The sequence below is a fragment of the Kitasatospora phosalacinea genome (assembly GCF_000717185.1).
Classification (GTDB): domain Bacteria; phylum Actinomycetota; class Actinomycetes; order Streptomycetales; family Streptomycetaceae; genus Kitasatospora; species Kitasatospora phosalacinea_A.
Window position 1 is genome coordinate 12,164 of record NZ_JNYE01000004.1, and the last position, 20,914, is coordinate 33,077.

22 protein-coding genes are annotated in these 20,914 nt (G+C 75.7%); 10 read left to right on the forward strand and 12 right to left on the reverse strand.

Translation table 11 applies throughout. From position 1 onward, the window contains the following. Positions 1 to 30: 30 nt before the first annotated feature. Positions 31 to 363 carry a hypothetical protein gene (locus OO57_RS42145; protein ID WP_267884945.1) on the forward strand — a complete coding sequence of 111 codons (333 nt, stop codon included), beginning with the start codon at positions 31 to 33 and terminating at the stop codon, positions 361 to 363. A gap of 40 nt (positions 364 to 403) precedes the next feature. On the opposite strand, the gene OO57_RS02700 is transcribed toward OO57_RS42145, so the two are convergent. Then, entirely contained in the window at positions 404 to 1,219 is an 816-nt protein-coding gene (locus tag OO57_RS02700) for an SDR family NAD(P)-dependent oxidoreductase (RefSeq protein WP_033250617.1), read from the reverse strand. 131 nt (positions 1,220 to 1,350) lie between these two features. On the opposite strand from OO57_RS02700, the gene OO57_RS02705 reads away from it, so the two are divergent. After that, on the forward strand, positions 1,351 to 1,854 hold the full coding sequence (locus OO57_RS02705; RefSeq protein ID WP_051776426.1) for a MarR family winged helix-turn-helix transcriptional regulator: 504 nt from the start codon (positions 1,351 to 1,353) through the stop codon (positions 1,852 to 1,854). Then, positions 1,851 to 2,639, forward strand: coding sequence for an alpha/beta fold hydrolase (locus OO57_RS02710; protein WP_063737479.1), 789 nt, complete (start codon positions 1,851 to 1,853; stop codon positions 2,637 to 2,639). The genes OO57_RS02705 and OO57_RS02710 overlap by 4 nt, the downstream gene beginning before the upstream one ends. Before the next feature lie 4 nt (positions 2,640 to 2,643). On the opposite strand, the gene OO57_RS02715 is transcribed toward OO57_RS02710, so the two are convergent. From OO57_RS02715 to OO57_RS02740, 6 genes are all read right to left on the reverse strand, one after another. Next, positions 2,644 to 3,177: a GNAT family N-acetyltransferase gene (locus OO57_RS02715; RefSeq protein WP_033250618.1), complete on the reverse strand. Its 534-nt coding sequence runs from the start codon at positions 3,175 to 3,177 to the stop codon at positions 2,644 to 2,646. Between the two features lie 36 nt (positions 3,178 to 3,213). Next, positions 3,214 to 3,531 carry a hypothetical protein gene (locus tag OO57_RS02720; RefSeq protein ID WP_033250619.1) on the reverse strand — a complete coding sequence of 106 codons (318 nt, stop codon included), beginning with the start codon at positions 3,529 to 3,531 and terminating at the stop codon, positions 3,214 to 3,216. Continuing rightward, positions 3,532 to 4,410, reverse strand: a complete 879-nt coding sequence (locus OO57_RS02725; protein WP_106973882.1) for a nucleotidyltransferase domain-containing protein — start codon at positions 4,408 to 4,410, stop codon at positions 3,532 to 3,534. A 266-nt stretch (positions 4,411 to 4,676) separates the two neighbouring features. Further along, positions 4,677 to 6,170, reverse strand: a complete 1,494-nt coding sequence (locus OO57_RS02730; RefSeq protein WP_033250620.1) for an endo-1,4-beta-xylanase — start codon at positions 6,168 to 6,170, stop codon at positions 4,677 to 4,679. 245 nt (positions 6,171 to 6,415) lie between these two features. After that, entirely contained in the window at positions 6,416 to 6,922 is a 507-nt protein-coding gene (locus tag OO57_RS02735; RefSeq protein WP_033250621.1) for a GNAT family N-acetyltransferase, read from the reverse strand. Between the two features lie 58 nt (positions 6,923 to 6,980). Beyond that, positions 6,981 to 7,400, reverse strand: coding sequence for an ankyrin repeat domain-containing protein (locus tag OO57_RS02740; protein WP_051776428.1), 420 nt, complete (start codon positions 7,398 to 7,400; stop codon positions 6,981 to 6,983). A gap of 362 nt (positions 7,401 to 7,762) precedes the next feature. Here OO57_RS02740 and OO57_RS02745 point away from each other — a divergent pair, with 362 nt between their 5' ends. The 3 genes from OO57_RS02745 (at position 7,763) to OO57_RS02755 (ending at position 10,301) form a co-directional block, all read left to right on the forward strand. Beyond that, positions 7,763 to 7,957, forward strand: a complete 195-nt coding sequence (locus OO57_RS02745) for a hypothetical protein (RefSeq protein ID WP_014134294.1) — start codon at positions 7,763 to 7,765, stop codon at positions 7,955 to 7,957. 136 nt (positions 7,958 to 8,093) lie between these two features. Beyond that, positions 8,094 to 9,746: a hypothetical protein gene (locus OO57_RS02750; protein WP_081973417.1), complete on the forward strand. Its 1,653-nt coding sequence runs from the start codon at positions 8,094 to 8,096 to the stop codon at positions 9,744 to 9,746. Positions 9,747 to 9,926: 180 nt separating this feature from the next. Continuing rightward, the gene (locus OO57_RS02755) at positions 9,927 to 10,301 is read left to right on the forward strand and encodes an RNA polymerase-binding protein RbpA (protein ID WP_030461424.1); all 375 of its coding nucleotides are present in this window, start codon (positions 9,927 to 9,929) and stop codon (positions 10,299 to 10,301) included. 169 nt (positions 10,302 to 10,470) lie between these two features. On the opposite strand, the gene fxsA is transcribed toward OO57_RS02755, so the two are convergent. From fxsA to OO57_RS02780, 5 genes are all read right to left on the reverse strand, one after another. Then, positions 10,471 to 11,058, reverse strand: a complete 588-nt coding sequence (gene fxsA / locus OO57_RS02760) for an FxsA family membrane protein (RefSeq protein WP_234337193.1) — start codon at positions 11,056 to 11,058, stop codon at positions 10,471 to 10,473. Between the two features lie 136 nt (positions 11,059 to 11,194). Then, positions 11,195 to 12,856 carry an apolipoprotein N-acyltransferase gene (gene lnt / locus OO57_RS02765; protein ID WP_051776433.1) on the reverse strand — a complete coding sequence of 554 codons (1,662 nt, stop codon included), beginning with the start codon at positions 12,854 to 12,856 and terminating at the stop codon, positions 11,195 to 11,197. A 123-nt stretch (positions 12,857 to 12,979) separates the two neighbouring features. Further along, complete coding sequence (locus tag OO57_RS02770; protein WP_033250622.1) at positions 12,980 to 14,422, reverse strand: amidase; 1,443 nt, start codon at positions 14,420 to 14,422, stop codon at positions 12,980 to 12,982. 132 nt (positions 14,423 to 14,554) lie between these two features. Then, positions 14,555 to 16,162, reverse strand: coding sequence for an amidohydrolase (locus tag OO57_RS02775; protein ID WP_033250623.1), 1,608 nt, complete (start codon positions 16,160 to 16,162; stop codon positions 14,555 to 14,557). Positions 16,163 to 16,193: 31 nt separating this feature from the next. Continuing rightward, positions 16,194 to 16,634, reverse strand: a complete 441-nt coding sequence (locus OO57_RS02780; protein WP_033250624.1) for an Lrp/AsnC family transcriptional regulator — start codon at positions 16,632 to 16,634, stop codon at positions 16,194 to 16,196. A 208-nt stretch (positions 16,635 to 16,842) separates the two neighbouring features. Here OO57_RS02780 and OO57_RS02785 point away from each other — a divergent pair, with 208 nt between their 5' ends. The 4 genes from OO57_RS02785 (at position 16,843) to OO57_RS02800 (ending at position 20,856) form a co-directional block, all read left to right on the forward strand. Beyond that, on the forward strand, positions 16,843 to 17,244 hold the full coding sequence (locus OO57_RS02785; RefSeq protein WP_051776435.1) for a hypothetical protein: 402 nt from the start codon (positions 16,843 to 16,845) through the stop codon (positions 17,242 to 17,244). 121 nt (positions 17,245 to 17,365) lie between these two features. Next, positions 17,366 to 17,989 carry a uridine kinase family protein gene (locus OO57_RS02790; RefSeq protein ID WP_033250625.1) on the forward strand — a complete coding sequence of 208 codons (624 nt, stop codon included), beginning with the start codon at positions 17,366 to 17,368 and terminating at the stop codon, positions 17,987 to 17,989. Positions 17,990 to 18,295: 306 nt separating this feature from the next. Further along, positions 18,296 to 20,140, forward strand: a complete 1,845-nt coding sequence (locus OO57_RS02795; RefSeq protein ID WP_051776458.1) for an AAA family ATPase — start codon at positions 18,296 to 18,298, stop codon at positions 20,138 to 20,140. Next, the gene (locus OO57_RS02800) at positions 20,137 to 20,856 is read left to right on the forward strand and encodes a DUF4230 domain-containing protein (protein ID WP_051776437.1); all 720 of its coding nucleotides are present in this window, start codon (positions 20,137 to 20,139) and stop codon (positions 20,854 to 20,856) included. The genes OO57_RS02795 and OO57_RS02800 overlap by 4 nt, the downstream gene beginning before the upstream one ends. Positions 20,857 to 20,914 lie beyond the last annotated feature (58 nt).

Here is a 20,914-nt window from a genome sequence, read left to right on the forward strand (position 1 = left end):
ATCCTGGCCTGCGGCACCGGTCGGCCCTTCCTGACCACCGACTACCCGAGCGTGCAGCGCGCCGTCGAGATGGGCGCCGACGCGCTGCTGGGCGCCGAGCACGGCGTCGACGGGGTGTACGACGACGACCCGCGCACCGACCCCGGCGCGCGCCGCTACGACCGGCTGACCCACCAGGACGTCCTGGACGACGACCTGCGGGTGATGGACCGGTCCGCGTTCGTCCTCGCCCGGGACCACGGCATGCCGCTGCACGTGTTCGACATCGAGCGGTCCGGCCTGACGGCCGCGATCTGCCGCGGCGAGCACCACTGCACCGTCATCGGCGAGGACGTGGAGCAGTCCGTCTACGCCCGGACCTGACCCGGACGGCCCGGGCGGCCCGGGCGGCCGCGGCCGGGGTTCACAGCGCCGCGAGCAGCCGTTCGGTGGTGGCGTGCAGGCGCCTCGCGGCGGCGGGGTCGAAGGCGGGGGTGTCGGTGGGGACGCGGCGGCCCTCGTGGACGGCGGTGAGGGGGGCCGGGGGTGCGTCGAGGTGGGGGAGGATCTGGGCGACGGCCTCGGTGGCGGGTTTGGCGCGGGTGCGCAGCCGGTGGACGTGGGCGGCGGTGGCGGGGTCGTACTCGCCCGCGAAGCCGGTGGCGGTGACGCCGGGGTGGTTGACGACCTGGGGGACGTCGGGGTGCTGGTGGGCGAGGTGGGTGGCGAGCAGGTCGCAGAGGGCCCCGGCGTGGCCGAGGGCGCCGGTGCCGGGGTAGTCGCGGCGCAGCTGGAGGTCGTCCCAGCGGACGGGGCCGCCCAGGCCGGCGGCACCGAAGTTGAGGACCACGGGGCTTTCGGCGCGCCGGAGTTGGGGCAGCAGGCCGTGCGAGAGCAGGTGGCGGCTGAGGTAGAAGAGGGCGAAGTTGCTCTCCAGGCCGTCGGCGGTCTCGGCCCGGGTGGAGCGGTGGTAGCGGGCGCCGAGGACGAGGAGGTCCACGGCCGGGTGGTGCGCGGCGACGTGGTCGAGCAGGCGGCGGTTCTCGGCGACCAGGCTGAGGTCGGCGGCCAGGAAGCGGGCGCGCTCCCCGGCGCCGCGCCGGTGGGCGTCGGCGCGGAACGCCGCGCCCTTGGCCGGGTCGGTGCCGACCACCAGGACGTGGTGCCCGCGTTCCAGGTAGGTGGTGGCGAGGGCGCGGCCGATGCCGTCCGTGCCGCCGGTGATCACTGCCGTGGCCATGGTTCCCCTCCGCGACCCCAAATGGTTTGAGCCATCAAAGCATCTGCCCGTCGGGCCGGGCAACTCCCCCGGCCGGTACGCGAGTTGTCCGGCCGCCAGGTGCCCGCCGCCCGGCCCGGTACGCTGGGCGGATGACCGCGACCCCCGCCCCACCGCCCACCCCCGCCCCGGAGTTGGCGCGGCTGGAGACCGCGCTGTCCGCGCTGGTCCGGTGGAGCGAGAGCAGGCACGTCCGCGCCGAGGTGGCCCGCCTCGCCGGGTACGACCTGCCGTCCAGCGCGCTGCGGCTGCTGGAGCACTTCGCGGCGGCGGGCCCGATGCGGGTGTCGGACATCGCCGAGTGCCTGCGCGTCGACGTCTCGACGGCCTCGCTGCAGTTGCGCCGCCTGCGCGCCGACGCGCTGGTCGTCCGCCGCACCGACCCGTCCGACGGCCGCTCCGGCGTGATCGCGATCACCGAGGAGGGCCGCCTGGTGCTGGCCCGGGTCCGGGCGGCCCGCTGCGGCCTGCTCGCCGAGGTCTTCGGCGCCACGCCGTCCGACCGACTCGGGCGCGCAGCCGACGTGTTGGGCCTCGTCCAGGAGCACATGTCGGCGGCCGCCCCCACCGACGGACACCCGGAGAGGAGCGCGTGACGGAACGTCGGGTCGCACCGGGGCTCACGGTGTCCGGCCCGGACACCGCTCCCCCGCTGGTCCTGGTGCACGGCATCCGGCTGTCCGCCACGATGTGGCGCCCGCACGCCCGCCGCCTCGCCCCCGACTTCCGGGTCAGCGCCCCCGACCTGCCCTGCCACGGCGCCCTCGCCGAGCACCCGTTCACCCTGGACGCGGCCGTCGCCGCCGTCCACCGGGCCGTCCGGGAGGCCCGCGGGGCGACCGGGCGGCGGCCGCTGCTGGTCGGCCTCTCCCTCGGCGGGTACGTCTCGCTCGCCCACACCGCCCGCCACCCCGAGGACGTCGCCGCGCTGCTGCTGCACGGCTGCACCGCCCGCACCAGCGGCCCGGTGCCCGCCGTCTACGCCGCCGCCGGGCGGCTGAACGACCGGCTGGGGCCGGAACGGGCGGCCCGGCTGCAGGCCCGGGCGATGCGCCGGATGCTGCCGCCGGAGTCCGCCGAGGCGGTGCTCGCCGGGGGCTTCCACCTGCCCGCGCTCACCCAGGGCGTCGCCGAGCTGCGCCGCCACGACTTCCTCGCCCTGGCCGCCCGGCTGACCACCCCCGTGCTCTTCCTGAACGGCCGCTCCGACCTGCCGTTCCGCGCCGACGAGCGCCGCTTCCTGGCCGCCGTCCGCACCGCGGGCACCCCCGCCCGGCTCTTCCACACCCGCGGCGGCCACCTGCTCAGCCTCACCGACCCGGACCGCTTCGCCGCCCTGCTGCGCCGCGCCCACCACCTGCTCCGGCCAAAGGCGGGCTGAACGCTCAGCCCCGCAGCCGGTACACCACCGCGCGCTGCCCCGGCCCCGGCGGCACCTGCGGGTCGAGGAAGTCCGCCGCCGGGTCGTGCACCATGCCGAGCCGCCGCGCGACCGCCCGCGAGGGCGCGTTCGCCTCGGCGATCACCGCCAGGATCTCCGGCAGCCCCAACTCCCGGAACCCGTGGTCGAGTACGGCCCGCCCGGCCTCGGTGGCGTAGCCGTGCCCCCAGGCGTCGCGGTGCAGCCGCCAGCCCGCCTCGACGCCGTCGAAGGGCATCTCCTCGTCGACCGGGTCGAGCCCGGCGAAGCCCAGGAACCGCCGCTCCGAGCGGAGTTCGACCGCCCACCAGCCCCAGCCGCGCTCCGCCAGCTCCGCCCGGAAGCCCTCCAGCGCGGCGGCCGCCTGCTGCCGGTCGAGCAGCGTCCCGAAGTGGCGGCGCACCTCCGGGTCGGCGTTCAACTCCGCCCACCGGTCCAGGTCCTCGTCCCGCCACTGGCGCAACAGCAGCCGGGGCGTGGCCAGTTCGACGACTTTCATGCCGGAACCCTCCGTTCCTTCCTCGTCCGCCGCAGCTCAGTCTCCGACGAACAGCAGCCAACTGCCGGGCGTGGCCGCACAGTCGGCGAGCATCCGGCCCAGGTCCCGGACGGCTTCCTGCTGCTGCGGCGAGGCGGCGAGAGCTTCCAGGGCGGGCAGTTCGGCGAGGGCCGCGCCCGCGTCCTGCTCGTTCACCGGGGTGTCCCGATAGGGGTCGATCCGCCCCAACCGGCCTTCTCCGGGCGGCAGTCGGGCCAGGACGGAAGCCAGCGGACCGCCGTGCCCGTACGAGCCGCGCAGCGGCCGGGAGCGGCGGGTCGGCCGTTCGGCGTACAGCTCGATCTCGACGCCCATTCAGTCGCGCCCCGCTCCGGCCAGCACCTCGGCGGCCAGCGCGTCCGCCGCGTCCAGGGTGGCGTTCAGGGCCGCCGGGCCGGTGCCGCCGGGGGCGAAGAGCCGCTGCGCCCGCCGCTCGAACTCCGGTGGTGCGCACGGCAGTCGCCCGGCCGAGGCGATCGCGCCCTTCTCGTTGACCAGCCACTGCCCGGCCCGCGCGTGCAGCACGTGCCCCAGCAGCCCGACGGCCCGGAACAGGCACCCGGCGACGTACCCGGCGTCTCCCCGGGCGGCCCCCTTGCGGGCGTTCGCCAGTGCGAACGGCACCTCCCAGGCCGCGTCCGCCTCCAGCGTCCGCGCCAACGCGGGCGGGAACGCCGCGACTTCGGCCCGCAGCGTGCTCAACTCCCCCGCGGGGTCGGCCAGTACGCGGGCGAGCGCGAGTTCGCCGAGGTACGCGTAGGAGGGCACGCCGTACGGGTGCCCGGCCTGCTGGCCGCTGGTGTAACGGCCAGCACGGGCCTCGGTGGCGTACCGGCGCACCCGGTGCACGTCCCGGTACAGCCAGTCGACCCGGACCGGGCCGACGTCCAGCCAGGCGCCGCCGTCCACCCAGGGGCCCCAGCCGCCGGGCTCGGTGACCTCGACGGGCCGCCCGCACAGTTCGGCGGCCAGCTCCCGCAGGGCGCCGGTGTCGAGTTCGCCGGTGCGGTAGTACAGGCCGAGGTCGTAGTCGGAGCCGGGCCGGTGCGCCCCGCGCGCCCGGCTGCCGCCGAGGCAGACCCCGACGATCCCGCCGACCTGCGCCAGCCGCCCCGCGATCCGGCCGAGTTCCCCCTCGCCCAGCTCCGCCGCCACCGGCGCCACCGCCGCCGCACCCTCACCGTGATCAGTCATCGTCCGCCACGATGCCGCACCGCCGCCCCCGCCGCCAGCCGTTTTCGCCGGACGGGCACAGCCCCGGGGCGGGCCCGGCCCCGGAACGCGGAAGTGCGCGGCGGGGGCGCCGCACCGCCCCCACCGCGCCGCCGGACGCCACCCGCGAGGTGTCCGGCGCGGACCCGGACGGTCCCGGGGGCCGCCCCCGTCGTACACGGCCCCGCTCCCGTCCGGCCCTGGTTCGACCGGTCCGGGGCGGAGCGCCCCGGACCGGTCGGCTCGGCTCAGCCTGCCGCGCAGGCCACCCCGTTGAGGGTGAAGCCGCTCGCGGCGGCCGCGTTGCCGGTGTGGTTGGCCTGGAATCCGAAGCTGGTGGAGCCCCCGGCCGGGATCGCCGCGTTGTACGACAGGTTGCTCGCGGTGACCTGCCCGGTGGCCGGGCTGACGGTCGCGTTCCAGGCGTTGGTGACGCTCTGCCCGCCGGGCAGCGTGAAGGCCAGCTTCCAGCCGTTCACGGCGCTGCCGCCGGTGTTGGTGACCGTCACGTTCTCGGTCAGGCCGGTGTTCCAGGAGCTGACCTGGGTGGTGACCTTGCAGGCCGCGCCGGTCGGCGGCACCGACGGCGAGGCGGACGAGGACGGCGAGGAGGACGAGGACGGCGAGGAGGACGGCGAGGCCGACGGCGAGGAGGAGACCGACGGGGACGGCGAGGCGGTGCTGCCGCCGAGCGCGGTCACCACCGCGTTGTACGCGGCCTTCGGCTGGTAGTTGTTGTCGTACATGGTGGCCGCGCCGTAGCCGGAGAAGAAGTCCGGGATCCAGGAGTCCGGGTCGCCGACGCCCCACTGCGAGACGCCCACGCAACCGCTCACCGCGAGGCAGGAGTTGACCACGTAGGCGTAGTCGGTGGCCTGCTGGGCGAGGTTGGCGGCGCTGGCCGGGACGGGCATCCGGTCGTCCAGCTCGGTGATGGCCACGTCGACGCCGAGCGCGGTGAAGCGCTGCATGTTGGCCTTCAGGCTGCTGGGGACCTGGCCGACGATGAAGTGGCTCTCGAAGCCGACGCCGTCGATCGGGACGCCCTGCTGCTTGAGCGAGGACACCAGCGCGTACATGGCGTCGCTCTTCGCGCCGAGGCCCTCGATGTTGTAGTCGTTCAGGTAGAGCTTGGCGTTCGGGTCGGCGGCGTGCGCGGTGCGCAGCGCGTCGGCGATGTAGCCGGAGCCCATGGCGTTGGTGAAGGCGTCGGTGCGCAGCGTGCCGTCCTCGTTGAACGGCTCGTTGACGACGTCCCAGGAGTAGACCTGGCCCTTGTAGTGGGTGACCTCGGTGGTGACGTGCTTCTCCATCGCGGCCTGCACCTGGGCGGTGGGCAGGCTGCTGACCCAGTTGGGCAGCTGGCTGTGCCAGACCAGGGTGTGGCCGCGCACCCGCATGCTGTGGGCCTTGGCGAAGGAGACGATCTGGTCGCCGGGGCCGAAGTTGAAGTTCCCGGCGGAGGGTTCGGTGGTGTCCCACTTCATCTCGTTGCCGGGGGTGACCATGTCGAACTGGGTGCCCGCGATGGCGGTGATGGTGGAGCTGTTCAGGTTGGACTGGGTCAGGGCGGTCCCGAAGTAGCTGCCCTTGGCCTCGGCCAGGTCGCGCAGGGTGGTGCCGGCGGCTCCGGCGGGGCCGCTGCCGACGGTGGCGGCGGCCAGCAGTCCGCCGGCGGCGGCGAGGGCGAGCGCCGCGAGGGCGCGCCCGGGCCTGCGTGCTGCGCGCAACTGTGCAGCCATGGTTCGTCCTTCCGGGGTGGGTGGGGGTGCACGGACCGTACGGCGGGCCGTGCGGGCCCGGCAACGGAGGCCCGGAAGGGGTCCCCCACCCGCCCGGGGCCGAAATTTTCGGCGGCCGTTCGACTGTTCTTCGACGCCCCCCGCCCCGACCTGCGGCGGGATCCCGAAACGACGCAGCGGCCGCGGCCCGGCGCACCGGGTCCGCGGCCGCTCCAACTGGCCTCGCGGATGCGAAAGTTACAGCACTACCGCACGTCAGCGGGCTGCGCCGCGGGAACGGCGGCGAGTTCCTTGCCCATGCAGACGCTCTGCTCGTGGTCCTTGTAGTAGCCGAACTTGCGGATCTCGGCGTAGCCCTCGGAGGCGTAGAGCGCGATCGCCTCGGGCTGCAGGGTGCCGGTCTCCAGCACCAGCCGGGTGCGCCCGGCCGCGACCGCGCTGGCCTCCAGGTGGCGCAGCACGGCGCGGGCGTAGCCCTTGCCGCGGGCCCCGGGGACGACGTACATCCGCTTGAGCTCGGCGTCGGTGTCGCGCAGCCCGTCCGCGTCCTGCTCCTTGGCGCGCCACCCGCCGCAGGCCACCGGCCGCCCGTCCTGGTAGCCGATCACGAACAGCCCGGCGGGCGGGTCGAAGTGGTCGGTGCTGATGGCGGTCTGGTCGCCGTCGCCGTACCTGCGGACGTACTCCTGCTGGACGTCGGCGGCGAGTTGCTGGGCGTCGGGGTGTCCGAAGCCGGTGGTGCGGATCTCCATGGCGCCCAAGGGTACGGGCCCGCTCCCCGCCGCCGGGGTGCGGGCCCGTACCCCGGGTTCACGGGCGGGTGAGGCGGGCGACCAGGTCGTCCTTGCCGAACATCCGGGCGGCGTCCAGCGCGGAGGGCGCCCCGGCCAGCGGGTCGGCGCCGTGGGCGAGCAGCGCGTCGACGACCTCGGTGGCGCCCTTGAAGACGGCCCCGGCCAGCGGGGTCTGGCCGCGGTCGTTGGCCCGGTCCGCGTCGGCGCCGCGCTCCAGCAGGGCGGTGACGGCGGCGGCGTGGCCGTGGTAGGCGGCGAGCATCAGCAGGGTGTCGCCGCGGTCGTTGGTGAGGTTCGCGGGCGTCCCGGCGTCGAGGTAGGCGGCGAGCAGGGCGGCGTCGCCGGTGCGGGCGGCGTCGAAGAGCCGGCCGGCCAGGGCGATGACCTCGGCGTCGGGCTGCGCGGCGGCGTGGTCCTGCGCGGTGGGGTCGGTCATGGGGTCGGTGTTCCGCCTTCCGGGTGGGCGGCCGTGCGGGGCCGCGGCTCGTCCTGGTCGTGCCACGCGAATGCTAGTGCCGCGCCGGGCGGCACGGCGCGGCGCGGTGCGGCGGGGCCGTTCGGGCGAATTCCGGGTGCGCGGGGCGCGGCCGCGCCCGGCGCGGGGACGCCTGACTGCGCCGGTGCGATCCACTGGCCCCGTGCGTCGCCGAACCACGGGACGTGTACCGCCGATCCGGGTGTCCGGGTGAGATCCACCCGTTTGCCGCACCCCATCATCTATTACTTCTTGTCACCATTGAGGCACTTTCCGTTACACCCCCCGTTGCACCGTCCCCGCCCCTCGTGAGGAGCAATCCCGTGATTCTCTCCATCTCCGGCATCGTCCTGTTCGGCGTCATCGCCTTCCTCTTCTTCCGCCGGGACGGGTTGAAGATTTCGCACGCCCTGGTGTGCGCACTGTTCGGCTTCTACGTCGCGGGCTCCTCGATCGCCCCGAGCATCCAGGCGGGCGGCGCGAGCCTGGCCAGCCTGATCGGCGGCCTGAAGTTCTGAGCGGTCCCTGCTCCTCACGGCCCGGGCGCGGACTTCCCCACCGCCCCGGGCCTTCTGCCTCCCCCCCCCCCCCCCCCCGGCCGGTCGTCCCCCGGCCGATCCCGCTCCCGTCCCCTCCCTGCCCTCCGGAGCCCGCATGTCCCTCACCCGCCACCTCACCCGGGGCCGCGACCTGGCCCGCAGCGCGGGCGACCACGCCGCCGACGTGTTCGCACCGCTGGCGCTGATCGGCCGCGGCCTGCGCCGCCACGCCGACTGGGCCAAGGCCCGCTGGGCGGCCACCCCGAAGGAGCGGCGCGGCCCGACGCTGCTGGTCGGCGCGGCCGTGGCGCTCGGCGTCTTCCTGCTGCCGCACGGCCCGCTGCTGGCGATCGTCGCCCTGCTCGCCTCGGCGGCCTGGGTCGGCCGCACCCCCAAGGCCCCGGCGGAGCCCGCGCCGGACCCGGCCGACGTCAAGCTGCCCGCCCTGTACGCGGCGCTCACCCCGTACTTCGGCGGCTACGACGACCCGGGCGCGCTGTACCGGGTCGACGGCGACTGGAAGGCGGCGTTCGGCGGCTGGGAGTTCGACGCGGACGGGCGGCTGGCCGCGGTGGAGATCGCCTACCCGGCGTACTTCACCGACACCGAGCCGGCCGCCCGGGCCCGGATCGAGCAGGTGGTGCAGGGCAAGGCGGGGCGGTCGCGGGAGTACCGCTTCGACTGGGACGAGGAGCTGAACCGGCTGCGGGTGTCGGCACTGGCCCCGCTGCCCGCGGACGTCGCGGCGCAGCGCTTCGTGACGGCGCCGGGCGAGATCGTGCTGGGCTTCACCGACGGCGCGGGCAGCCAGCGCACCATCCCGGTCGAGCAGGGCGGCGTGACCGAGCAGCAGCCGCCGGTGGTCTGGCGGGTCGGTCCGCGTTCGGCCGAGCCGCACCTGCTGGCGCTGGGCGCGCCCGGCCACGGCACCTCGACGCTGCTGCGCTCGATCGCGCTGCAGGCGCTGCCGCTCGGCGACCTGGTGGTGGTGGACGGGGCGAGCACCGGCGAGCACGCCTGCCTGGTGAACCGTCCGGGCGTGCACACGGTGGAGACCAGCCTGCACGGGGCGCTGGCGGCGCTGGAGTGGTGCGCGCAGGAGACCGAGCGGCGGCTGGTGGCGCTGAACGCGGCCCGGCACCACGGGCTGGCGGCACCCTCCGACGTGACCCGGCCGCTGTGGATCCTGCTCGACCGGCTGACCGAGCTGTCCGAGCTGGCGCACGCGGAGGGCCGCACCGATCCGCAGGAGCTGCTGGAGGTGCCGCTGCGGCACGGCCGGGCGGCCCGGGTGACGGTGGTGTTCGCGGACGCGCTGGACGCCCGCGACCGGATCTCCCCCACCGTGCGCGCCTGCACCCGCACCCGGGTGGTGCTGGGCCCGGTGAACGCCGAGTCCGGCGCGGCCGCGCTGGGCGGCCCGCTGGACATCGCGCCCGCCGCGCACACCCCGCCCGGCCGCGGCTACGCCCGGATCGGCACGGCCGCCCCGGTCCGGCTGCAGGTCCCGGTGACCGTCGACCCGCTGGACGAGGACGCCCCGGCCCCGCTGCGGGACGCGGTGATGGCGCTGCTGCCGCACCGCGAGGCCCGCACCGCGGCGGCCGCCCCGGCGCCGCTGGCCGCCGAGCTGGTGGAGCCCGCCGGGGCGGACCTGGTCAAGGGGCGCGCCGAGGTGCCGGTCGAGGTGCCGGCCGAGGTACTGGCCAAGGACCTGACCAGTGGTCTGGCCATGGACCTGGCCCGGCCAGAAGTGCACAAAATGTGACACGCCGGGTGATAACACCGCTCAGATGTGACAAAACGGGCCACCATGGGTACAAACAGGGGCGGCACGACAGGCGACGTATGTCCCGACGGGAATCTTCGTCGGAGGTCGAGCGTTGGACCCAACGACGAAGACAGCGACCACTAGTCCTGTGGGCAAGAAGCCCGGGAGGCACGATTCATGAGCGAGCGAGCTCTCCGCGGCACGCGACTCGGGGCGACCAGCTACGAGACCGACCGCGGCATTGACCTGGCACCCCGCCAGACCGTCGAGTACGCATGTCAGAACGGACACCGCTTCGAGGTCCCGTTCTCGGTCGAGGCGGAGATTCCCTCGGTGTGGGAGTGCCGCTTCTGCGGTCAGGAGGCCGCCCTCCTCGACGGCGAGGAGCCGGAGGAGAAGAAGACCAAGCCCACCCGCACCCATTGGGACATGCTGATGGAGCGCCGGACGCGCGAGGAGCTGGAGGAGGTCCTGGCCGAGCGCCTGGCCGTCCTGCGCTCGGGCGGGATGAACCTGGCGATCCACCCGCGCGACTCCCGCAAGTCCGCCTGACGGCCGGACACCGCAGCACGACGCACCGAGTAGCACGACGCACCAACGCCGAAGGGCCCCGGTTCCCCGCCGGGGCCCTTCGGCGTTCCCGCTCCCACCCGGCCACGGACGGCCGCCTGCTGGCGACGGACGGCCGCGTAGCGGTGGACAGCTGGCGGTGGACAGCCCGTCAGGGCGTGATCGGCGGCCGGTACCCGGTGTCCGGGCCGGAAGGGCCGGAGGGGCCGCCCGGCCCGGCGGGCGGGTCGACGACCTCGCCCTGGACGACCTTGCCGTCGGGCCGGTGGATCCGCAGCTGCTCCTGCAGCCGCATCGCGTCGGCGAACCGGTCCGCGCCGACCGGGGAGGTGGAGCGCAGCACCGAGCCGCTGATCCGACGGCCGACGGCGCGCCACAGCGCGCGGGTCGGCGGCAGCAGGAAGGTCACGGCCAGCAGGTCGGACAGGAAGCCGGGGACCATCAGCAGGACGCCCGCCAGCACCGTCATCGAGGTGCCGGTCTGCGGCTGCGCGGACTGCGGGTCCTTGGACAGCTCGACGGCCGCCCGGAAGGCCCGGGCCCCGGCGCGCTTGATCACCGTGCCGCCGAGGAACACCCCGGCGACCAGCAGCAGCAGCGTCAGGAACCAGCCGATCCACCCGGCCACCACCGTGAGCAGCCAGATCTCCAGCACCAGCCAGGCGACGGCCAGCAGCGGCACGGCGCGGGCGAGCCTGCCTCGGCGGGCCGGGCGGGCCGGGGTTGCTTGCTGGGACACGGTACGGATCCACTCCATCGCGGTGCTCTCCGCGGCGGCCGGCCTGCCCGGCCGCGTCCACGGCACCACCCAGCACAACGGCCCCGGGGGCCGCCGTGTTCCTGGCGCGCGCCCGGGGCCGTCGGCCCGCCGCTGCTCAGGCCGTGTGCTGCGGCTCGCGCTCCCCGTCCGCGGCCCGGCGCTCCGCCCGGCGGCGGCGCACCGCGCCGGTGGCCGCGAACGCGCAGGCCAGCACGCCGCCGACGGCCAGCACCCACTCCGGCCCGGCGCCGACCCGGTCGGCGAGCGTCTTCCCGTCGCGCAGCGGCACCACCGCGTTCAGCACGGCCTGCTCCATCTCGCCGGTGCGCTGCTGCACGCTGCCGTCCGGGTTGATCACCGCGGAGACGCCGCTGGTGGCCGCGATCAGCACCGCCCGCCCGTGCTCGACGGCCCGCAGCCGGGACATCGCGAGCTGCTGCTCGGTCTGCCCGGTGTTGTTGTACGTGGCGTTGTTGGTCTGCACGACGATGACCCGGCCGCCCTGGTTGACGGCGTCCCGGACGATCTCGTCGTAGGCGACCTCGAAGCAGATGACGTCGCCGATCCGGGCCGGGCCGAGCTGCATCACGCCGTTGTGGTCGCCGGGGTAGAAGTCCCGGGCGACCCGCTGCAGGCGGCTGATCACCTTGGACAGCTCCTCGCGGAACGGCACGTACTCGCCGAACGGCACCGGGTGCTGCTTGGTGTAGGAGGCGCCGGGGCCGGTGGCCGGGTCCCAGACGATGCCCTCGTTCTGGACGTGCTGCTCGTCGGGGCCGTCGACCAGGGCGCCGACCAGGGTGGGCACGCCGACGGCCTTGACCGCCTCGTCGATCCGGGCGTACGCGGCGGGGTCGGTGAACGGGTCCAGGTCGGAGGCGTTCTCCGGCCAGATCACGACGTCGGGCTTGGCGACCTTCCCGGCCGCGACGTCCGCGGCGAGCTTCTCGGTGGCGGTGGCGTGGTTGTCCAGCACCTCCATCGGGCGGCCCAGGAAGTCCATGCCGGGGCGGTCCACGTTGCCCTGGACCAGGGCGACCTTGACGGTGTCGTCGGCCGAGGTCGGCACCGGCACCGCGTAGCCGACCAGCACCAGGGCGAGCGCGCCCACCGCGCCGACGGCGGTGCGCCAGGGCAGTTCGGTGTCGGTGCGGCGGGCGCGGACGGCGGCGAGCGCCGCCCAGGCCAGCAGGGTGCCGCTGCCCGCGACCGCGAAGGTCACCAGCGGGGCGCCGCCGAGCGCGGCCAGCGGGGTGAGCGGGCTGGCGGTGTTGGCGAACGCCAGCCGGCCCCACGGGAAGCCGCCGAACGGCAGCCGGTCGCGCATCCACTCCTGGGTGACCCAGAGCACCGCGCCCCACAGCGGCCAGCCGCGCAGCTTCGAGGTCAGTGCCAGGCCCGCGCCCATCAGGGCCAGGAACAGCGCCTCGATCAGCGACAGGCCGACGGTGGCGTCCCAGCCGACCGGGCGCAGCCAGGACAGCAGCAGCACGAAGAACGGCACGCCGAAGGCGAAGCCGAGCCAGGCGCCGTGCCGGGCGGTGCGGCCGCGGGTGAGCAGGGCCAGGGCGGCCACCGCGAGGATCGACAGCGGCCACACGTCGAACGGCGGGAAGGCGAGGGCCAGTGCCAGTCCGGAGAGCGCGGCCAGGCCGGTCCGGGCCCACCAGGCCTTGCGGCGGCCGGGCGCGGGCGCGGCCGCCGCGGGCTGCGGGCCCTCCTCGGCCACCGGCTGCTCCTGCTGCTCGGGCTGCTCGTGCGAAACCGGCAGTGCCACCTGCGCACCACCTCTCTACCTCGGGGCCGTCCCCGCGCGCGCCGGGCGCGCGGGTCCGACCTCGTTCGACGTCCCAGGAAAGGTACCTCACTCCCCCGGCCGCCCCGTCCGGCCGACGGCCCGTCAGCGGCCGACCGGCGGGCGGTGCCCGGCCCACGGCAGGGCCTCCTCCAGGGTGCGGGCGACCTGCAGGAGCAGGTCCTCGCGCCAGGGGGCGGCGACCAGTTGGACGCCGACGGGCAGGCCGGTGGCCGCGTCCCGGTGCAGCGGCAGCGAGATCGCGGGCTGGCCGGTGACGTTGAACACCGAGGTGAAGACGCCCATCGGGTAGGAGTTGCGGACGGCGGCGCCCGGATCGGCGGCGGTGCCGGTGCGCCAGGCGCCGATCCGCGGCGGCAGGCAGGCCATGGTGGGGGTGACCAGCAGGTCGAACCCGGCGAGGAAGCCCTCGACCAGGCGGCGGGAGAGCCGCTGGGCGCTCTGCACGGCCCGCGCGTACGCCCAGGAGTCGACGGCGTGCGCGGCCTCGCGCAGCGCCCGGTTGTGCGGTTCGACCAGCTCGGGGTCGGTGAGCGGGACGGCGGCGGCGCCGGTGTTCCAGACCGCGGTGAAGGCGGCGACCAGTTCGGCGGCGGGCGGCAGCGGCAGCGGGGTGTCGACGAGGTGGTGCCCGGCGTGCTCCAGGGCGCGCAGCGCGGCGTCGACGGCGGTGCGGCAGGCCGGGTCGACGGCGATCCCGTCGACCGGGGAGTCGGTGAGGTGCCCGATCCGCAGGCCGGTCGGCGGCGCCTGTTCGAGCGCGGCGGCGTACGGGCGGGCGGGGTCGGGCGGGGACCACCAGCTGCCGGGGTCGTGCCGGGCCAGCGCGTCCAGGACGGCCGCGGTGTCCTCCACGGTGCGGGTGACGGCGCCGCTCGTCGCCAGGCCCTCGACCAGGACGGTGGCCCCGGCGACCCGGCCGCGGGTGGGTTTGAGGCCGACCAGGCCGGTGCAGGAGGCGGGGATGCGGATCGACCCGCCGCCGTCCTCGGCGTGCGCGAGCGGGGCCAGGGCGGCGGCGACGGCGGCGCCCGCGCCGCTGGAGGAGCCGCCGGGGGTGCGGTCGGTGTCCCACGGGTTGCGGGTGACGCCCAGGGCGGGGCTCTCGGTGAACGGGAGCGCCCCGAACTCGGAGGTGGTGGTCTTGCCCATCGGCACGAACCCGGCGGCCAGCAGCCTCCCCACCGCCGGGTCGGTGGCGGCGGCGGGCTCCCGCGGGGTGGCGAGCGAGCCGTACGTGGTGGGCCACCCGGCGACGTCCGCGAGGTCCTTCACCGGCAGCGGCACGCCCAGGAACGGGGGCAGCCGCTCGCCCGCCCGGGCCGCCAGGACCCGCCGTTCGGCGGCCCGGGCGGCGGCCAGCACGGCCCCGTCGTCGCGGAAGCAGAAGGCGTTGAGCACCGGGTCGAGGCGGTCGGCGCGCCGCAGGTAGCCCTCGGCGAGCTCCACGGGGCCGAGCTCGCGGCGGCGGACGGCCGCGGCGAGGTCGAGGGCCGGGGTGAACGGGTCGAACGGGTCGGTGGGCATCGCGCTGTCCTCTCCTGGCGTGGTGCCCCCACCCTGCGCGTCCCGTCCGCCCCGGGTCTTGGACGAATGTCCGGCCCGGCGGAGCAGTGCCCGGGCCCGGCGGACCGGCGCTCAGGCCCGGTGGACCGGCGCTCAGGCCCGGTGGACGGTGCGGCCGCGGACGACGGTGCGCAGGCAGGTGGGCAGGGGCTCGCCGGGGGTGAGGTCGGGCAGGCCGGGGGTGCCGGAGCGCGGGTCGGTGGACCAGCCCGCGACCCGGCTGTCGGGGGCCTGGACGACCAGGTCGGCGGTGTCCCAGACGGCGTAGGAGGCGAGGGCGCCGGGCACGAGGACGCCGTCGGTGTCGTGGCCGAGCGCCCGGTGGCCGCCGCGGGTGTGGGCGGTGAAGGCGGCGCGCACCGAGATCCGGTGCTCGGGGGTGCGGTGGAAGGCGGCGGCCCGGACGGTGCCCCACGGGTCGAGCGGGGTGACCGGCGCGTCCGAGCCGAAGGCCAGCGGGACGCCGGTGCGCAGCATCGCCGCGTACGGGTTGAGGGCGGCGGCGCGCTCGGTGCCGAGGCGGGCGGCGTACATGCCGTCGGGGCCGCCCCAGGCGGCGTCGAAGGCGGGCTGGACGGAGGCGGTGAGGCCGAGTTCGGCGAACGCGGCGAGCGTCTCGGGGGTGAGCGCCTCGGCGTGCTCGACCCGGTGCCGGGCGGCCTTGACCCGGTCGTGGCCGAGCTTGTCGGCGGCGGCCCGGACGCCCTCGACGACGGCGCCGATCGCGGCGTCGCCGATGGCGTGGAACCCGGCCTGCAGGCCCGCCTCGGTGCAGGCGGTGACGTGGTCGGCGATCTCGGCGGCGCTCAGGTAGGCGGCGCCGGTGTGCGGGGCGTCGGCGTACGGGTCGTGCAGGCAGGCGGTGTGCGAGCCGAGGGCGCCGTCGACGAACAGGTCGCCGCCCGCGCCGACCGCGCCCAGGCGCCGGGCGGTGGCGACGCCCTCGGGGCCGGTCTCGCCCCAGTAGCCGTACACCTCGGGGCCGTCGGTCTCGGCGGCGAGGGCGAGCAGCGCGGCGAGGTCCTCGGCGGAGGAGATCTGCGGCCCGGCGCACTCGTGCAGGGTGCCGATGCCGAGTTCGGCGGCCCGGCGCAGGGTGGCGAGCTGGGCGGCGCGGCGCTGCCCGGCGGTGAGGTGGGCCAGGGCGGCCTGCCGGACGGCGTGGTGGGCGTCCCGGGTGAGCGGGCCGTCGGCGCTGTACCCGGGGAGCGCGTCCAGGCCGGGGACGAGGGCGCGCAGCGCGCTGCTGGCCAGGCCGGAGTGGACGTCGGTGCGGGAGAGGTAGAGCGGGACGGGCCCGGCGGCGGCGTCGAGTTCGGCGAGCGCGGGGGCGCGGTGCTCGGGCCAGCGGGTCTCGTCCCAGCCGTGGCCGATCTGCGCGCCGCCGGTGCGGGGGGCGCAGAACTCGGCGGTGCGCCGCAGGGTTTCGGCGAGCGAGGCGCTGTCGGTGAGGTCGAGCCCGGTGAGGGCGAGGCCGGTGGAGGTGGCGTGCACGTGGGCGTCGACGAAGGCGGGGGTGACCAGGGCGCCGTCCAGTTCGACGATCTCGTCGGCGGTGTCGGCGTACGCTTCGGCGGCCCCGTCGCTGCCGACCCAGGCGACGTGCTGCCCCTCGACCAGCATGGCGGTGGCGAAGGGGTCGGCGGGGCTGTAGACGTTGCCGCCGCGCAGCAGCACGGTCCGGTCGGTGCGTTCGGTCATGGCGTCCAGTCTCGCACCCCGGAGTGCCTGGTCAGAGCTTCGGGGGGCGGGCCTCGTACGGGGTGGAGAGGACGACGGTGGTGCGGGTGGAGACGCCCGCGGCGGAGCGGATCCGGGCGAGCAGGTCCTCCAGGTCGCCGGGGCCGGGGACGCGGACCTTGAGGATGTAGTTCTCGTCGCCCGCGACGCTGTGGCAGGCCTCGATCTCGGCGAGGCCGACCAGGCGTTCGGGAGTGTCGTCGGGGGCGCTGGGGTCGAAGGGCTTGACCGAGATGAACGCGGTGAGCGCCAGGTCGACCGCCTCCGGGTCGACGATGGCGGTGTAGCCGCGGATGACGCCGCGCTGCTCGAGGCGGCGCACCCGCTGGTGCACGGCCGAGGTGGACAGGCCGGTGGCCTTGCCCAGGTCGGTGTAGCTCATCCGTCCGTCCTGCAGCAGCAGCTGGACGATGCGCTGGTCGAGTTCCTCCACAAGGCGTCAACCTACTCGATCGCGGCCGGGCCGTGCAGACAGCTCACCGGGGGCGCATCCGGGGGGCACATGCCAAGGGAATGTGGCGAGGAACACAGGGAATGCATCACCGTGCGCCGGAGTGCAGGGTTATGACGTCCCGTCATGGGGAAGTGCTGCTGGTGGCCCGGACAACGAGAGGCTCCGGCCCGATCCTAGGGGGATCAGAATGCCTTCCACCGACCAGCGTTCCGACGTCGAGGACGAACCCGGCGCGTCCGAGGCGCCCTTCGGGGCCGACCCGGGCGCGGCCGACACCTGGGAGATCGTCCGGGTGCACTGCCCGGAGTGCGACCGCCCGATCGCCCTGATCGGGGACGAGGAGCGCCTGCCGCAGCACGCGGTGCTCACCTCCGCGTGGAACCCCTTCCAGCCCGCGATCTGCCGGGGCACCGGCGCGCCGACCGCCGACCTGCCCGAGTGCGAGGAGCAGCTCGACCAGGGCGGCCTGGACAACCTGGTGGTGCTCCCGACGGCGTTGGACTGGCGCACCCAGCCGTTCTCGCACGCCGGGGCCCACCGCGCGGTGCGCGCCTTCCTGCCCGCGCAGCGCGACCGCCGCGCGGCCTGAGTCCGCGCACGAGGAGCCGGGCCGTCCCCGACGGCCCGACGTCCCGACGAGGGCGCCGCGGCGCGGTGCCCTCCGGGATCACCCCACGATGACGGCCCCGGCCCCCGCGTACCCTGGCCGGATGGACGCCGACTCCCCCGACCTGTCCGCGCTGGCCGCGGACCTGCTCGCGCTGCCGCCCTCGCTCGGGCCGGTGCGGCTGGTCGCGGTGGACGGGCACGCGGGCTCCGGCAAGACCACCTTCGCCGGGCGGCTGTCGGCCGCGCTCGGCGGCGCCCCGGTGGTGCACCTGGACGACCTGGCCACCCACCGGGAGCCGTTCGGCTGGACGGGGCGGCTGCGCGCGCAGGTGCTGGAGCCGCTGGCGCGCGGGGCCGCGGCCCGGCACGCGGTGTACGACTGGACGGCGCGGGGGTTCGGCGCCGCCCGGGAGGTGCCCGCCGCGCCGGTGGTGCTGCTGGAGGGGGTGGGCGCGGGCCGGCGGGCGGTGCGCCCGCAGCTGGCGGCGCTGCTGTGGATGGAGCTGGACCAGGCGGCCGCGCGGGCCCGCGGGGAGCTGCGGGACGGTCCGGAACTGGCCGAGTTCTGGGCGGGTTGGGCGTGTGCGGAGGAAGCCCACTTCGCGGCGGACCCGAGCCGTCCGCACGCGCACGTCCGGGTCGACGGGGTCACCGGGCGAATCCTTCGGAGCACCCTGAGTGAACCGTTCGAACCCCTCTTGACCTGCAACATCAACAGGATTTAAGTTCTGCGTGTCGCGGAAAGCAGTTGAATCCGCAACCACAGACACGGCGTCTCCGGCTTGTTCCCCCGTGAGCCGGAGGCGCCGTCCTGCCTCCTCGCCCGCGCGCCGGTGAGCGATCGTCTCGCGCCATTCGAGCCGCGCGGCACCCTTACGGATCAGCGCCGCGCCGGTACCATGCCACGCAGGCGCGCAGAGGAGCGCCCCGAGGTCTGGCGGGGGGCGTCAGTGACGGTGGAGAGTTCCGGCGGGAAGGGTCCCGCCGCGGCGGGTCCGGATCCGGACGCCGACCGCGCCTGGTCGCGTGCCATGGACGCCTACACGGCCGGTTCGTACGCCCGCGCGGAGGAGGAGTTCCGCGCCGCGGTCTACGTCGACCCCGGCATGGCCGACGCCTGGCTGGGCCTGCACGCGCTGCGCAGCGACACCGCGGGCGCCCTGCTGGCGATGCACCGGCACCGGGACCGCTTCGGCGAGCAGCGCGAGCGCCACCGCCGCCCGCTCAGCTCCTGGTACTGGCTGGGCTGGTGGGTGCAGCCGGTGCTGGAGACCCCGCAGGACCTGGCGCTCGCGCACGCCTCGCACTGGCTGGACGGCCGTCACCTGCCCGAGCTGGAGCAGGCCCTGACGGCCTGTCCGCCGCCCGATCGGGAGCCCGCGGTGCGCTTCCTGCACGCCTGCCGCTCCTACCTGCTCAAGGACTGGGAGCAGCTGGTCCGGGACACCGACCGGCTGCTGGACGACCCGCTGCTGGGCATCGAGGCGGGCCTGTTCGCGGGCATGGCCCGCGTCCGGCTCGACATGTGCGCGCAGGCCCAGCGCCCGCTGGCGGCCTCGCTGGCGCGCTGCCGCTCCGAGCAGCCGCAGCGCAAGGAGCTGCGCTACTGGCTGGCCCGGGCGTACGAGGGCGCGGGGCGCAGTGCGGCGGCGCTGCCGCTGTACCGGGCGGTGCACCGGGCGGACCCGGCGTTCATGGACACCGAGCAGCGGCTGGCGGCGATCGCCGCGGAGGACGGGCTGCTGGACGGCGAGGCGTTCGGCGAGTACCGGGGCGCGGCGGCGGGCGCCGGTGCGCTGGAGGAGCTGGAGGAGCTGGAGCCGGTGGAGTTCCGCGGCGGCTCCGGCGGGGTCAGCGAGGAGGCCTGCGCCGAGGAGGACGACGGCGGGGCCGCCGCCGGGCCGGGACGGGCGCAGCTGGCCGAGCGGGCCGCGGGCTCCCCGGCGCCGCCGCCGCGGCCGGCCGGCCGGCCCGCGGCGCAGGCCGTTCCGCCCGCGGGGCCGAACCCGGGCCCGGCGGCCCGGCCGGAGCTGGACCGGGCGCTGGCCGAGCTGGAGGCGATGGTCGGCCTGGACCCGGTCAAGCGCCAGGTGCGGGCGCTGTCCGCGCAGCTGCGGATGGCCCGGCTGCGCGCGGACCGCGGGCTGCCGGTGCAGCCGCCGAAGCGGCACTTCGTGTTCTCCGGCCCCTCGGGCACCGGCAAGACCACGGTCGCCCGGATCCTCGGCCGGGTCTTCCACGCCCTCGGGCTGCTCTCCGGCGACCACTTGGTGGAGGCCCAGCGGGCCGACCTGGTGGGCGAGTTCCTCGGCCAGACGGCGGTGAAGGCGAACGAGCTGATCGACTCGGCGCTGGACGGCGTGCTGTTCATAGACGAGGCGTACTCGCTGGCCAACTCCGGCTACAGCAAGGGCGACGCGTACGGCGACGAGGCGCTGCAGGTACTGCTCAAGCGGGCCGAGGACAATCGGGACAGATTGGTCGTCATCCTCGCGGGGTACCCGGACGGCATGAATCGACTGCTGGCAACGAACCCGGGCCTGAACTCCCGCTTCACCACCCGGGTCGACTTCCCCTCCTACCGGCCCGCCGAACTGACCGACATCGGCCTGAAGTTGGCGCAGGCCGACGGCGACGTCTGGGACGTCGACGCGACCGAGGAACTCTCCTCGCTCTGCGGCTACGTGGTCACCGAGGGCTGGATCGACCAGCTCGGCAACGGCCGCTTCGTCCGCACCCTGTACGAGAAGTCCTGCGCCTACCGCGACCTGCGGCTGTCCGGCCAGCGCGGCGCCCCCTCCCGGGAGGACCTGGCGACGCTGCGCCTGCCGGACCTGCTGCAGGCGTACGGGGAGCTCATCGACGGCCGCCAGTGAGCGGGCCGCGCCGGACCCGGCCGCAGCGGTCGGAGGACGTCCCCGCGCCGAAGGGCGCGGGCGAGCGGACGGCCGGGCGCCGCGGGGTGCCCTGGTACGTCTCCCTGCCGGTCACGCTGGCCGTGATCCTGGCACTGTTCCTGGCGATGGGGAACCTGGGCTGGCTGCCGGGGATCCCCAACCCCTTCGGCGAGAAGACGGTCGACCGCAGCCAGCCCGCGGTCCTCAAGTCGGTGCAGAACATGAGCCGTTACAACGCGGCCACCGGCGACTTCCAGGTCATCGTGGACCTCGCGAACGAGGCGAAGTTCCTGCCGTCGGCGATCCTGGGCTCCCGCAGCCTGTACGTGGGCTCGGGCAGCGTCGAGGCGTACGTGGACCTCGGCAAGCTCGGGGCGGACTCGGTGAAGGTCTCCGAGGACCGGCGGACGGCGTCCGTCACCATCCCGCACGCGCAGCTCGCCGGGGCGGCGCTGGACGTCGAGCGCTCCTACATGTACTCGCACGAGCGCGGCCTGTTCGACCGGCTCGGCGACCTGTTCTCGGACAGCACCGCCGAGGACCAGCACAAGGTGGAGATGCTCGCCGTCGAGAAGATCGACAAGGCGGCGAAGGACACCGAACTGACGGCGACCGCGGAGACCAACACCAAGGCGATGCTCACGGGCCTGCTGACCTCGCTGGGCTTCACCCAGGTCACGGTCACCGTGGCCTGACGCGACGGCCGCGACGGCCGCGGGCCGGCCCCCGGGCGGGGGTCGGCCCGCGGCCGTC

Excerpts from the sequence above, each read along its gene's own strand:
- OO57_RS02740 (WP_051776428.1), bottom strand. The coding sequence starts at position 7,400 with ATGACCGACCCCACCGCGCAGGACCACGCCGCCGCGCAGCCCGACGCC.
- OO57_RS02750 (WP_081973417.1), top strand. The coding sequence starts at position 8,094 with ATGTCCCTCACCCGCCACCTCACCCGGGGCCGCGACCTGGCCCGCAGC.
- OO57_RS02755 (WP_030461424.1), top strand. The coding sequence starts at position 9,927 with ATGAGCGAGCGAGCTCTCCGCGGCACGCGACTCGGGGCGACCAGCTAC.
- OO57_RS02735 (WP_033250621.1), bottom strand. The coding sequence starts at position 6,922 with ATGGAGATCCGCACCACCGGCTTCGGACACCCCGACGCCCAGCAACTC.
- OO57_RS02715 (WP_033250618.1), bottom strand. The coding sequence starts at position 3,177 with ATGAAAGTCGTCGAACTGGCCACGCCCCGGCTGCTGTTGCGCCAGTGG.
- OO57_RS02785 (WP_051776435.1), top strand. The coding sequence starts at position 16,843 with ATGCCTTCCACCGACCAGCGTTCCGACGTCGAGGACGAACCCGGCGCG.
- OO57_RS02775 (WP_033250623.1), bottom strand. The coding sequence starts at position 16,162 with ATGACCGAACGCACCGACCGGACCGTGCTGCTGCGCGGCGGCAACGTC.
- OO57_RS02700 (WP_033250617.1), bottom strand. The coding sequence starts at position 1,219 with ATGGCCACGGCAGTGATCACCGGCGGCACGGACGGCATCGGCCGCGCC.
- OO57_RS02795 (WP_051776458.1), top strand. The coding sequence starts at position 18,296 with ATGGACGCCTACACGGCCGGTTCGTACGCCCGCGCGGAGGAGGAGTTC.
- OO57_RS02705 (WP_051776426.1), top strand. The coding sequence starts at position 1,351 with ATGACCGCGACCCCCGCCCCACCGCCCACCCCCGCCCCGGAGTTGGCG.
- OO57_RS02770 (WP_033250622.1), bottom strand. The coding sequence starts at position 14,422 with ATGCCCACCGACCCGTTCGACCCGTTCACCCCGGCCCTCGACCTCGCC.
- OO57_RS02720 (WP_033250619.1), bottom strand. The coding sequence starts at position 3,531 with ATGGGCGTCGAGATCGAGCTGTACGCCGAACGGCCGACCCGCCGCTCC.
- OO57_RS02725 (WP_106973882.1), bottom strand. The coding sequence starts at position 4,410 with ATGACTGATCACGGTGAGGGTGCGGCGGCGGTGGCGCCGGTGGCGGCG.
- OO57_RS02790 (WP_033250625.1), top strand. The coding sequence starts at position 17,366 with ATGGACGCCGACTCCCCCGACCTGTCCGCGCTGGCCGCGGACCTGCTC.
- OO57_RS02730 (WP_033250620.1), bottom strand. The coding sequence starts at position 6,170 with ATGGCTGCACAGTTGCGCGCAGCACGCAGGCCCGGGCGCGCCCTCGCG.